Origin of the sequence: Streptomyces glomeratus (assembly GCF_021462825.1) — a bacterium.
GTDB lineage: Bacteria > Actinomycetota > Actinomycetes > Streptomycetales > Streptomycetaceae > Streptomyces > Streptomyces glomeratus.
Genome location: NZ_JAKEEB010000017.1, coordinates 1 through 12,423, shown reverse-complemented (window position 1 = coordinate 12,423; position 12,423 = coordinate 1). Strand labels below are relative to the sequence as shown.

The following is a 12,423-nucleotide window of genomic DNA, read 5'->3' as shown; positions in this document are numbered from 1 at the left end:
CCGACTTACTGCGCCGGGCCCTCGACGGCCTCGGAGGTCAGCAGACCCGCGTTGATCTCACGCAGGGCGATCGAGAGCGGCTTCTCGTGGACGTGGGTGTCGACGAGGGGACCGACGTACTCGAGGAGGCCCTCACCGAGCTGCGAGTAGTACGCGTTGATCTGGCGGGCACGCTTGGCCGCGTAGATCACGAGGCTGTACTTCGAGTCGGTGGCCTCGAGGAGCTCGTCGATCGGCGGGTTGATGATGCCCTCGGGCGCGGTGATGGAAGAGGACACGCTCTACCTTCCGAAAGATGGGAAAGATCAGACCTGATCACACAACGTTCATCAAGGCTAGCAGCTCGCGGGCCACGTCCTCGACCGAGGTGTTGACCAGGGTCCCGTCGAACTCGGGCTCGGCCGCCAGTTCGATCTTGGCCGCCTCCAGGCGGCGCTCGATCACCTCGGGCGGTTCCGTCCCGCGTCCGGTGAGCCTGCGCACCAGCTCCTCCCAGGAGGGCGGAGCCAGGAACACGAGCTGCGCCTCGGGCATGGACTCGCGGACCTGCCGGGCGCCCTGGAGGTCGATCTCCAGCAGGACCGGCACGCCGGCCTCCAGGTGCTCCAGCACGGCGGCCCGCGGCGTCCCGTAGCGGTTGCCCGCGAACTCGGCCCACTCCAGCAGCTCGCCGTTGGCGATCAGCTTGTCCATCTCGTCGTCGGTGACGAAGAAGTAGTGGACACCGTGCCGCTCACCCGGGCGGGGCTTACGGGTCGTCGCCGACACCGAGAGCCAGACCTCGGGGTGTTCCTTGCGCATATGGGCGACGACCGTGCTCTTGCCGACCCCGGAGGGGCCGGAGAGCACGGTCAGCCGCGGACGTTCACTCATGCAGCGATTATTCCAGCAATCCCGGAGTGCACCGGACTCAGCTGGCGGTGCCGCCGAACTCGCGCTCCAGGGAGGCGATCTGGTTGGAACCGAGGCCACGGACACGGCGGCTCTCGGAGATGCCGAGCCGCTCCATGATCTGCTTGGCGCGGACCTTGCCCACGCCCGGCAGTGACTCAAGGAGGGCCGAGACCTTCATCTTGCCGATGACGTCGTTTTCCTGGCCCTGCTTGATGACCTCGTGCAGGGAGGCGCCGGAGTGCTTGAGTCGATTCTTGACCTCGGCCCGCTCCCGGCGAGCCGCGGCGGCCTTTTCGAGCGCGGCTGCGCGCTGTTCAGGGGTAAGGGGCGGAAGAGCCACGCCTACGTCACCTCGGATGTCGAACTGTCGGATACGGACCGGTGAGGAACCTAGTCGCCCCACACCTGGGGAGCCACGAGCAACACGCTTGCCCGTTCTCTCGTCGGAGACTAGCGGGCAAGTCCGCCAGAGTCAGCGAGAACAGCGGAAAAGTCCTGGTCAGCCTCTGTCGAGACGGACTTTTGGGACATACTGCCCGGGATTTGAGGATGTATTCAGACTCAGGCGGCTCCGTGGACACGCCCACGACGACTCCCGTGACCGCCGCGGAAGGTCTAGCCGGCCGCCACGGCCGCCCGGATCTCCTCCGCGAAGCGCTCCGCGGCGTCACGGAGCGCGACGATGTCGGGACCGTGCCGCAGCACGCCCCGGCTGACGTTCGGCACCACGTTGTGCACGGCCTTGCCGAAGACCCGGGGAAGGTCGGCCGGAGTGGCTCCCTGGGCGCCGATGCCGGGCGCGAGGAGCGGGCCGCCCATATCGAGGTCGTACGACGACAGGTCGCCGAGCGTGGCCCCCACCACGGCCCCGAAGGAGCCGAGGGGCTCCTGTCCCGCGTTCTCGGCCGCGAGGTGGGCGAGCATCGTCGCGCCCACGGTCCGGTCGCCGGGGCGCACGGCGTGCTGCACCTCGCCGCCCTCGGGGTTCGAGGTCAGCGCGAGCACGAACAGCCCGGCGCCGCTCTCGCGCGCGAGGTCCACGGCCGGCTTGAGCGAGCCGTAGCCGAGGTAGGGCGAGACGGTCAGGGCGTCGGAGAACAGCGGGGCGCCCTGGTGGAGAAAGGCTTCGGCGTACGCGGCCATGGTCGAGCCGATGTCGCCCCGCTTGGCGTCCATGACGACCAGCGCCCCGGCCGCCCGCGCCTCCTCGACCGCCTTCTCCAGGACGGCGAGCCCACGCGCCCCGAAGCGCTCGAAGAAGGCGCTCTGCGGCTTGAGGACGGCGACACGCCCGGCCACCGCCTCGACGACCGTGCGGCTGAACCGCTCCAGGCCCGCCACGTCGTCGTTCAGGCCCCACTCGGCCAGCAGCGAGGCGTGCGGGTCGATGCCGACGCTCAGCGGGCCACGCTCGTCCATGGCGCGGCGCAGACGCGCGCCGAAGGGTTCCAGAGCTGTCATGCGGACTTCCTCACATCGGCGCCGACCGCGTCGGCGAGGGTGGCGTAGGGGCTCGTGCGCAGACGCGCCGCAAGCCCCTTGTGGACGGCGCGGCTCCAGAAGGGCCCCTGGTAGATGAACGCGCTGTAGCCCTGCACGAGCGTGGCGCCGGCCAGAATGCGCTGCCAGGCGTCCTCGGCGCTCGTGATACCGCCGACGCCCACCAGGGTGACGCGGTCGCCCACGCGCGCGTAGAGGCGGCGCAGCACCTCCAGGGAACGCGTTCTCAGCGGCGCGCCGGACAGTCCGCCGGTCTCCTTCACCAGCGCGGGGTCGGAGATCAGTCCGAGCCCCTCGCGCGCGATGGTGGTGTTCGTGGCGATGATGCCGTCCAGGCCCAGCTCCACGGCGAGGTCGGCGACGGCGTCGACGTCCTCGTCGGCGAGGTCCGGGGCGATCTTGACCAGCAGGGGGACGCGCCGGTTGGCGACCGTGCGGTCGGCGGCCTCGCGGACGGCGCTCAGCAGCGGGCGCAGCGCCTCGGTCGCCTGCAGATTGCGCAGGCCCGGGGTGTTGGGCGAGGAGACGTTGACGACGAGGTAGTCGGCGTACGGTGCGAGCCGCTCGGTCGACTTGACGTAGTCCGCGACGGCCTCGGCCTCGGGTACGACCTTGGTCTTGCCGATGTTGACGCCCACGACGGTCCCGAAGACGGGCGTACGCGAGGCCAGGCGTGCGGCGACGGCCAGCGAGCCCTCGTTGTTGAAGCCCATGCGGTTGATCAGCGCCCGGTCCGCCACGAGCCGGAACAGCCGCTTCCTGGGGTTGCCCGGCTGCGGCTCCCCGGTGACCGTGCCGATCTCGACGTGGTCGAAGCCCATCATCGCCATGCCGTCGACGCCCACGGCGTTCTTGTCGAAGCCGGCCGCGAGCCCGAACGGGCCGTGCATGCGCAGCCCGAACGCCTCCGTGCGCAGCTCCTTGTAGCGGGGCGCGAGGACGGCGGCGGCGAAGGTGCGCAGCACCGGGATGCGGGCGGCGCGGAGGATCCAGCGGAAGGCCAGGTTGTGGGCCTGCTCCGGGTCCATCCGGGAGAAAACCAGACGGAAGAAAAGCTTGTACATGTCCCTGTGTCCTCACCAAGAGGGGGACACCGTTTCCGATGTCCCCCTCGAGGGCTGCTAGTCGCGGGCCGCGGTCAGGCGTTCCGCGTGTTCCTGGAGCGAGCGGACGCCCACGTCACCACGGTTGAGGGCGTCGATGCCCTGGACGGCGGCGGCGAGCGCCTGGACCGTCGTCAGGCAGGGCACGGAGCGGGCCACCGCGGCCGTGCGGATCTCGTAGCCGTCGAGACGGCCACCGGTGCCGTACGGGGTGTTGACGATGAGGTCGACCTCGCCGTCGTGGATGAGCTGGACGATGGTCTTCTCGCCGCCGGGGCCGGTGCCCTCGGACTGCTTGCGCACGACGGTGACGTTGATGCCGTTGCGCTTGAGCACCTCGGCCGTGCCGGAGGTGGCGAGCAGCTCGAAGCCGTGGGCGACCAGCTCCCGCGCCGGGAAGATCATCGATCGCTTGTCCCGGTTGGCCACCGAGATGAAGGCGCGGCCCTTGGTCGGCAGCGGACCGTAGGCGCCCGCCTGCGACTTGGCGTACGCCGTGCCGAACACCGAGTCGATGCCCATGACCTCGCCGGTGGAGCGCATCTCCGGGCCGAGCACCGTGTCCACGCCGCGGCCGTGGATGTCGCGGAACCGCGACCACGGCAGCACGGCCTCCTTGACGGAGATCGGCGCGTCCAGCGGCAGCTCCCCGCCGTCGCCGTACTTCGGCAGCAGGCCCTCCTCGCGCAGCTGCGCGACGGTCGCGCCCAGCGAGATCCGGGCGGCGGCCTTGGCCAGCGGCACCGCGGTGGCCTTCGAGGTGAAGGGAACGGTGCGGGAGGCCCGCGGGTTGGCCTCGAGGACGTAGAGGATGTCACCGGCCATCGCGAACTGGATGTTGATCAGTCCGCGCACCCCCACACCCCGCGCGATGGCCTCGGTGGAGGCGCGCAGCCGCTTGATGTCGAAGCCGCCCAGCGTGATCGGGGGCAGCGCGCAGGCCGAGTCACCGGAGTGGATGCCGGCCTCCTCGATGTGCTCCATCACACCCCCCAGGTACAGCTCCTCGCCGTCGTACAGGGCGTCGACGTCGATCTCGATCGCGTCGTCGAGGAACCGGTCGACCAGCACCGGACGGGTGGGGCTGATCTCGGTCGACTCGGCGATGTAGGCGGCGAGGCGGGTCTCGTCGTAGACGATCTCCATGCCGCGCCCGCCGAGGACGTACGAGGGCCGTACGAGGACCGGATAGCCGATCTCGTCCGCGATGGCCTTGGCCTCGTCGAACGTGGTGGCCGTGCCGTGCTTGGGCGCCGGCAGCCCGGCCTCGGCGAGCACGCGCCCGAACGCGCCGCGGTCCTCGGCGGCGTGGATGGCCTCCGGGGAGGTGCCCACGATCGGCACGCCGTTGTCCTTCAGCGCCTGCGCCAGGCCCAGCGGGGTCTGGCCGCCGAGCTGGACCACGACGCCCGCGACCGGGCCGGCCTGCTGCTCGGCGTGGACGATCTCGAGGACGTCCTCCAGCGTCAGCGGCTCGAAGTACAGGCGGTCGGAGGTGTCGTAGTCGGTGGAGACCGTCTCGGGGTTGCAGTTGACCATCACGGTCTCGTACCCGGCCTCGCTGAGCGCGAAGGAGGCGTGGACGCAGGAGTAGTCGAACTCGATGCCCTGGCCGATGCGGTTGGGGCCGGAGCCCAGGATGATGACCGCGGCCTTCTCGCGCGGCGCGACCTCGTTCTCCTCGTCGTAGGAGGAGTAGAAGTACGGCGTCCTCGCGGCGAACTCGGCGGCGCAGGTGTCCACCGTCTTGTAGACGGGGCGTACGCCCAGCGCGTGCCGGACCTCGCGCACGACGTCCTCGCGCAGACCGCGGATCTCGGCGATCTGCTGGTCGGAGAATCCGTGCCGCTTGGCCTCGGCCAGCAGCTCGGGGTCCAGCCGCTCGGCGGCGGCCAGCTCGTCCGCGATCTCCTTGATGAGGAAGAGCTGGTCGACGAACCAGGGGTCGATCCGGGTGGCCTCGAAGACCTCCTCGGGGGTGGCTCCCGCGCGGATGGCCTGCATGACCGTGTTGATCCGGCCGTCCGTGGGGCGGGCGGCCTCGCCCAGCAGCGCGGCCTTGTCGCCGGTCTCGCCCACGAACGTGAACTGGCTGCCCTTCTTCTCCAGCGAGCGCAGCGCCTTCTGGAACGCCTCGGTGAAGTTGCGGCCGATCGCCATCGCCTCGCCGACCGACTTCATGGTCGTGGTCAGCGTGGAGTCGGCGGAGGGGAACTTCTCGAAGGCGAACCGGGGCGCCTTGACCACGACGTAGTCGAGGGTCGGCTCGAAGGAGGCCGGGGTCTCCTGCGTGATGTCGTTCGGGATCTCGTCGAGGGTGTAGCCGACGGCGAGCTTGGCGGCGATCTTGGCGATCGGGAAACCGGTCGCCTTGGAGGCGAGGGCGGACGAGCGCGAGACGCGCGGGTTCATCTCGATGACGATCACGCGACCGTCCTCGGGGTTCACCGCGAACTGGATGTTGCAGCCGCCGGTGTCCACGCCGACCTCGCGGATGACGGCGATGCCGACGTCGCGCAGGACCTGGTACTCGCGGTCGGTCAGGGTCATCGCCGGGGCGACGGTGATCGAGTCACCGGTGTGCACGCCCATGGGGTCGAAGTTCTCGATGGAGCAGACGACCACGACGTTGTCGTGCTTGTCGCGCATCAGCTCCAGCTCGTACTCCTTCCAGCCGAGGATGGACTCCTCCAGGAGCACCTCGGTGGTCGGCGAGAGAGTGAGGCCCTGGCCTGCGATGCGGCGCAGCTCGTCCTCGTCGTGGGCGAAGCCGGAGCCGGCGCCGCCCATGGTGAAGGAGGGACGGACGACGACCGGGTAGCCGCCGAGCCGCTCGACGCCGGCGAGCACCTCGTCCATGGAGTGGCAGATCACCGACCGGGCGGACTCGCCGTGCCCGGTCTTCCTGCGCACCTCCTCCACGACCTCCTTGAACTGGTCGCGGTCCTCGCCCTTGTGGATCGCCTCGACGTTCGCGCCGATCAGTTCGACGCCGTACTTCTCCAGGACGCCGTTCTCGTGCAGCTTGATGGCCGTGTTCAGCGCCGTCTGACCGCCCAGGGTGGGCAGCAGGGCGTCGGGGCGCTCCTTGGCGATGATCCGCTCGACGAACTCGGGCGTGATCGGCTCGACGTAGGTGGCGTCCGCGATCTCCGGGTCGGTCATGATCGTCGCCGGATTCGAGTTCACGAGAACGACCCGCAGCCCCTCGGACTTCAGGACCCGGCACGCCTGGGTGCCGGAGTAGTCGAACTCGGCGGCCTGGCCGATGACGATCGGGCCGGAGCCGATGACCAGGACGGACTGGATATCGGTGCGCTTAGGCACGCTGGCCCTCCATCAGGGATACGAAGCGGTCGAAGAGGTAGGCGGCGTCGTGCGGGCCCGCGGCGGCTTCGGGGTGGTACTGGACGCTGAAGGCCGGCCGGTCGAGCAGCTGGAGGCCCTCCACCACGTTGTCGTTGAGGCAGACGTGGGAGACCTCGGCGCGGCCGTAGGGCGTGTCGGAGACCTTGTCGAGCGGGGCGTCGACGGCGAAGCCGTGGTTGTGCGCGGTGACCTCGACCTTGCCGGTCGTGCGGTCCTGCACCGGCTGGTTGATGCCGCGGTGGCCGTACTTCAGCTTGTAGGTGCCGAAGCCGAGCGCACGGCCGAGGATCTGGTTGCCGAAGCAGATCCCGAACAGGGGCGTCTTCCGCTCCAGGACGGCCTGCATGACGGAGACGGCGTGGTCGGCGGTGGCGGGGTCGCCGGGGCCGTTGGAGAAGAACACACCGTCCGGGTTCACGGCGAAGACGTCCTCGGCGGTCGCCGTCGCGGGCAGCACGTGCACATCGATGCCGCGCTCGGCCATGCGGTGCGGGGTCATGCCCTTGATGCCGAGGTCGACCGCGGCGACGGTGTACCGCTTCTCGCCGATCGCGGGGACGACGTACGCCTCCTTGGTGGCGACCTCGGCGGAGAGGTCCGCGCCCTCCATCTCGGGGGCCTGGCGGACCTCGGCGAGCATGGTGCCCTCGTCGGGCAGCGCGTGGCCGGAGAAGATGCCGACGCGCATGGCGCCCCGCTCGCGCAGATGGCGGGTCAGCGCCCGGGTGTCGATCCCGCTGATCCCGACGACGCCCTGATGGCGCAGCTCCTCGTCCAGCGAGCGCTTGGCGCGCCAGTTGGAGGGCACACGCGCGGGGTCGCGCACGACGTAGCCCGCGACCCAGATCCGCTGTGATTCGGGGTCCTCGTCGTTGACACCGGTGTTGCCGACGTGGGGGGCGGTCATCACGACGACCTGGCGGTGGTACGACGGGTCGGTGAGGGTCTCCTGGTAGCCGGTCATGCCGGTGGAGAACACGGCCTCGCCGAAGGTCACCCCCACGGCCCCGTAGGCGCGGCCACGGAAGATCCGGCCGTCCTCCAGGACGAGTACGGCGGGAACCTTGGAGGTTCCCCTGGTGGAGGTCGTCATCGTGCGCCTTCCGTCTTGTCGATCATGTGGTTCAGGGTGTCGACCCAGTCGTTGTGCTCGGCCGCGCGGTCGGAGCGGAAACCGGAGTCGAGCAGTTTGTCGCCGTGCTCCCAGGTCACGACCAGCAGTCCGCCCTCGGTGAGGACCTTGCCCGCGATGCCCTTGTCGAGCCGGGCGCCGCGCAGCCGCTCGGCGGGAACGAAGAAGTCGGTCGCGCCGGGACGTACGACGTCGAGGCCGGCGTCGGTCAGCGTGAGCTCGGCCCGGCTGCGCGTGCCGAGGCCGTGGGCCACGATGCGGTCCAGCCACTGCCCGGCCGTGGTGGAGCCGTGGTAGCGGCCGCTCATGTTCAGTTTCGCCGGGCCGGCATCCGTCGGCGCGGTGGGAAGCTCGGGCAGGTCGCTCTGGAGGGTGGCGCGCCACTTCCAGCCCTCGCGCATCAGCCAGTAGACGAGCGCGACGAACAGGGCGAGCCCCACGAGCCAGCCGATGCGAGCGGCCCAGTCGGTCACTTCCGCCGATTTCTTCCCGGCGGCGAGCAGGATCACAGGTGTCACGCGAGCTTCCCGTCGACGAGCGTGGCCTTGCCCCGGAGCCACGTGTGGGTGACACGGCCCGGCAGCTCACGGCCCTCGTACGGAGTGTTGCGGCTGCGCGAGGCGAAGCCCGCGGGGTCCACCTGCCCACGGTATGCCGTGTCCACGAGCGTGAGGTTGGCCGGCTCGCCTGCCGAGACGGGGCGGCCGTGGCCCGCGGCCCGGCCGATCCTGGCGGGCTTGAAGGACATACGGTCGGCGACGCCCGCCCAGTCGAGCAGCCCCGTGTCGACCATGGTCTCCTGCACCACGGACAGCGCGGTCTCCAGGCCGACCATGCCCATGGCGGCCGCGGCCCACTCGCAGTCCTTGTCCTCGTGCGGGTGCGGGGCATGGTCGGTGGCGACGATGTCGATCGTGCCGTCGGCGAGCGCCTCACGCAGCGCCAGCACGTCCCGCTCGGTGCGCAGCGGCGGGTTGACCTTGTAGACCGGGTTGTACGTGCGCACCAGCTCGTCGGTCAGGAGCAGATGATGCGGGGTGACCTCGGCGGTGACGTCGATGCCGCGGGACTTCGCCCAGCGCACGATCTCGACGGACCCGGCGGTCGACAGATGGCAGATGTGCACACGGGAGCCGACGTGCTCGGCGAGCAGCACATCCCGGGCGATGATCGATTCCTCGGCGACCGCGGGCCAGCCGCCGAGCCCCAGCTCCGCGGAGACGACGCCCTCGTTCATCTGGGCGCCCTCGGTCAGCCGCGGCTCCTGCGCGTGCTGGGCGACCACACCGCCGAAGGCCTTCACGTACTCCAGCGCCCGGCGCATGATCACCGCGTCGTCGACGCACTTGCCGTCGTCGGAGAAGACGGTGACGCCGGCCGCCGACTCGTGCATGGCGCCCAGCTCGGCGAGCTTGTTGCCCTCCAGGCCGACGGTGACGGCGCCGACGGGGTGGACGTCGCAGTAGCCGTGCTCCCTGCCCAGCCGCCACACCTGCTCCACGACGCCGGCGGTGTCGGCGACCGGGAAGGTGTTGGCCATGGCGAACACGGCCGTGTAGCCGCCGGCGGCGGCCGCCCGGGTGCCGGTCAGGACGGTCTCCGAGTCCTCACGGCCGGGCTCACGGAGGTGGGTGTGCAGGTCGACGAGGCCCGGGAGCAGCACCTTGCCGTCGGCCTCGACGACCTGTGCGCCCTCGGCGGACAGACCGGTACCGACCGCCTCGATGATCTCTCCGTCGACGAGGACGTCCTGCGGCTCGCCACCGAGCACCCTCGCACCACGGATCAGGATCTTGCTCATGTGTCTTACTTCTCCTCGATACGGGTCTGGGGGTGGGCGGGTGCGTTCCGGGAATCGAATACAGCCCCGCCGAGCAGCAGGTACAGGACGGCCATCCGGATCGAGACACCGTTCGCCACCTGCTCGACGGCGGTGCAGCGCCCTGAATCGGCGACCTCGGCGGTGATTTCCATGCCACGGACCATCGGGCCGGGGTGCATCACGATGGCGTGTTCGGGCATCCTCGCCATCCGGTCGGCGTCCAGGCCGTAGCGCCGCGAGTACTCGCGCTCGGTCGGGAAGAAGGCGGCGTTCATGCGCTCGCGCTGGACGCGCAGCATCATCACCGCGTCCGACTTGGGCAGCACGCCGTCGAGGTCGTAGGAGATCTCGCAGGGCCAGGAGCCGACGCCGACCGGCAGCAGGGTGGGCGGGGCCACGAGGGTCACGTCGGCGCCGAGGGTGTGCAGCAGGTCGACGTTGGAGCGGGCGACCCGGCTGTGCAGCACGTCGCCGACGATCGTGATGCGCTTGCCGGCCAGGTCGTGGCCCAGTCCGGCGTCCCGGCCCACCAGGCGGCGGCGCATGGTGAAGGCGTCGAGCAGGGCCTGGGTGGGGTGCTGGTGGGTGCCGTCGCCGGCGTTGATCACGGCCGCGTCGATCCAGCCGGAGTTGGCCAGGCGGTAAGGGGCTCCGGAGGCGCCGTGCCGGATGACGACGGCGTCGACGCCCATGGCCTCCAGGGTCTGGGCGGTGTCCTTGAGGGACTCCCCCTTGGACACGCTGGATCCCTTGGCGGAGAAGTTGATCACGTCCGCGGACAGCCGCTTCTCGGCGGCCTCGAAGGAGATCCGGGTACGGGTGGAGTCCTCGAAGAAGAGGTTGACGACGGTGCGGCCGCGCAGGGTCGGCAGCTTCTTGATCGGCCGGTCGGCGACCCGGGCCATCTCCTCGGCGGTGTCGAGGATCAGGACGGCGTCGTCGCGGGTGAGGTCGGCGGCCGAGATGAGATGGCGCTGCATCTGTCAGGCTCCGTAAGGCAGTTCATCATTCGGGAGGATTCGGGCAGGCGCGGGCGTGCGGAGACGCGCTCTCGGGACGTACGGCAGGGGTGTACGCCGGAGTGCTATTGCTGTGCGCCCGCCACGGTCTGCTTCACACCGAGCAGCACGGTGTCGCGACCGTCCTCCTCGGTGAGCTGGACCTTGACCGTCTCCCGCAGCGACGTGGGGAGGTTCTTGCCGACGTAGTCGGCACGGATCGGAAGTTCGCGGTGACCACGGTCGACGAGGACCGCGAGCTGGACCGCGCGCGGACGCCCGAGGTCGTTCAGGGCGTCCAGGGCGGCACGGATGGTGCGGCCGGAGAAGAGCACGTCGTCGACGAGGACGACGAGTCGGCCGTCGAGCCCGTCGCCGGGGATCTCCGTCCGGGCCAGCGCTCGCGGGGGCCCCAGGCGCAGGTCGTCGCGGTACATCGTGATGTCGAGGGAGCCGACCGGGATCGTGCGGCCGGTGATCTGCTCGAGCTTGACGGCGAGCCGGCGGGCGAGGAAGACGCCCCGGGTCGGGATGCCGAGGAGCACCACGTCGTCCGCACCCTTGGCGCGCTCGACGATCTCGTGGGCGATGCGGGTGAGAACCCGCGCGATGTCAGGGCCTTCGAGCACGGGCCGCGCATCGGAATGCTGCGTGTCCATACGAAACGGACCTCCTTCTCCGCCTCACGGGACGGACCTTAAAGGACGTCGGAATTGCGCCAAACAGCATACCAGCCCGCCGACGGTGGCCCGTCACCCCCCTGGCGGTCCCCGGTCACCCGTCCGGCGTCACGGCACGTCGTCTTCCACTGACGGGTCGGCCCGGACCATTCGGCTTGACGGGGAAGAGTCACGCTGCGTAACCTCACAGTGAGTCACCAGCCGCGCGGCGGAGCCGCATGTCGACACCGTGTCCGGGGAGCTATATGTCCAGCGAATACGCCAAACAGCTCGGGGCCAAGCTCCGGGCCATCCGCACCCAGCAGGGCCTTTCCCTCCACGGTGTGGAAGAGAAGTCCCAGGGACGCTGGAAGGCGGTCGTGGTCGGGTCGTACGAGCGCGGCGACCGCGCCGTCACCGTGCAGCGCCTCGCCGAGCTGGCCGATTTCTATGGGGTCCCGGTGCAGGAGCTGCTGCCCGGCACCACTCCCGGCGGTGCGGCCGAGCCGCCGCCGAAGCTCGTTCTGGACCTGGAGCGCCTGGCGAGCGTGCCGGCCGAGAAGGCGGGCCCGCTCCAGCGGTATGCGGCCACGATCCAGTCGCAGCGCGGTGACTACAACGGCAAGGTGCTGTCGATCCGCCAGGACGACCTGCGCACCCTCGCGGTGATCTACGACCAGTCGCCCTCGGTGCTGACCGAGCAGCTGATCAGTTGGGGCGTTCTGGACGCGGACGCGCGCCGTGCCGTGGCGTCCCACGAGGAGAGCTGACCCGACCAGCCCCAGCAGAAACGTGCCCCCCGGGGGGGGGGGCCCCCCGGGGGGGGGCCCGCCCCCCCGGCGCCCCCCGGCCCCCCGGGGCCAAACGGGGGGGGCCGGGGCTGGGCCCGGCCCCACCGCTTCGAGGCCCGCCGTCGGTCCCGCGGACCGGCCGTCAGCCGCCGGTC

Annotated in this window: 12 protein-coding genes; 1 reads left to right on the top strand and 11 read right to left on the bottom strand. The window is 70.4% G+C overall.

The window, feature by feature from the left end:
• Positions 1-5: 5 nt before the first annotated feature.
• From rpoZ to pyrR, 11 genes are all read right to left on the bottom strand, one after another.
• Complete coding sequence (gene rpoZ / locus LZ604_RS20525; protein ID WP_003982715.1) at positions 6-278, bottom strand: DNA-directed RNA polymerase subunit omega; 273 nt, start codon at positions 276-278, stop codon at positions 6-8.
• Between the two features lie 37 nt (positions 279-315).
• The gene (gene gmk, locus LZ604_RS20520) at positions 316-873 is read right to left on the bottom strand and encodes a guanylate kinase (protein WP_234516870.1); all 558 of its coding nucleotides are present in this window, start codon (positions 871-873) and stop codon (positions 316-318) included.
• A gap of 37 nt (positions 874-910) precedes the next feature.
• On the bottom strand, positions 911-1,234 hold the full coding sequence (locus LZ604_RS20515) for an integration host factor (RefSeq protein WP_103844829.1): 324 nt from the start codon (positions 1,232-1,234) through the stop codon (positions 911-913).
• Positions 1,235-1,509: 275 nt separating this feature from the next.
• On the bottom strand, positions 1,510-2,355 hold the full coding sequence (gene pyrF, locus LZ604_RS20510; protein ID WP_234516869.1) for an orotidine-5'-phosphate decarboxylase: 846 nt from the start codon (positions 2,353-2,355) through the stop codon (positions 1,510-1,512).
• A complete protein-coding gene (locus LZ604_RS20505; protein ID WP_234516868.1) occupies positions 2,352-3,458 on the bottom strand; it encodes a quinone-dependent dihydroorotate dehydrogenase in 1,107 nt (368 codons plus the stop codon). The genes pyrF and LZ604_RS20505 overlap by 4 nt, the downstream gene beginning before the upstream one ends.
• A gap of 57 nt (positions 3,459-3,515) precedes the next feature.
• The gene (carB, locus tag LZ604_RS20500; RefSeq protein ID WP_234516867.1) at positions 3,516-6,824 is read right to left on the bottom strand and encodes a carbamoyl-phosphate synthase large subunit; all 3,309 of its coding nucleotides are present in this window, start codon (positions 6,822-6,824) and stop codon (positions 3,516-3,518) included.
• Positions 6,817-7,959 carry a glutamine-hydrolyzing carbamoyl-phosphate synthase small subunit gene (carA, locus tag LZ604_RS20495; protein ID WP_234516866.1) on the bottom strand — a complete coding sequence of 381 codons (1,143 nt, stop codon included), beginning with the start codon at positions 7,957-7,959 and terminating at the stop codon, positions 6,817-6,819. Before carA ends, carB begins: the two co-directional genes overlap by 8 nt.
• Entirely contained in the window at positions 7,956-8,516 is a 561-nt protein-coding gene (locus tag LZ604_RS20490) for a PH-like domain-containing protein (protein ID WP_234516865.1), read from the bottom strand. Before LZ604_RS20490 ends, carA begins: the two co-directional genes overlap by 4 nt.
• Positions 8,513-9,799 (bottom strand): dihydroorotase, encoded by a 1,287-nt coding sequence (locus tag LZ604_RS20485; RefSeq protein ID WP_234516864.1) that lies wholly within the window; start codon positions 9,797-9,799, stop codon positions 8,513-8,515. The genes LZ604_RS20490 and LZ604_RS20485 overlap by 4 nt, the downstream gene beginning before the upstream one ends.
• A gap of 5 nt (positions 9,800-9,804) precedes the next feature.
• Complete coding sequence (locus LZ604_RS20480) at positions 9,805-10,800, bottom strand: aspartate carbamoyltransferase catalytic subunit (RefSeq protein WP_234516863.1); 996 nt, start codon at positions 10,798-10,800, stop codon at positions 9,805-9,807.
• A gap of 104 nt (positions 10,801-10,904) precedes the next feature.
• The gene (pyrR, locus tag LZ604_RS20475) at positions 10,905-11,477 is read right to left on the bottom strand and encodes a bifunctional pyr operon transcriptional regulator/uracil phosphoribosyltransferase PyrR (RefSeq protein WP_234516862.1); all 573 of its coding nucleotides are present in this window, start codon (positions 11,475-11,477) and stop codon (positions 10,905-10,907) included.
• A 266-nt stretch (positions 11,478-11,743) separates the two neighbouring features.
• Between pyrR and bldD the strand changes: the two genes are divergently transcribed.
• Positions 11,744-12,247: a transcriptional regulator BldD gene (gene bldD, locus LZ604_RS20470; protein WP_234516861.1), complete on the top strand. Its 504-nt coding sequence runs from the start codon at positions 11,744-11,746 to the stop codon at positions 12,245-12,247.
• Positions 12,248-12,423 lie beyond the last annotated feature (176 nt).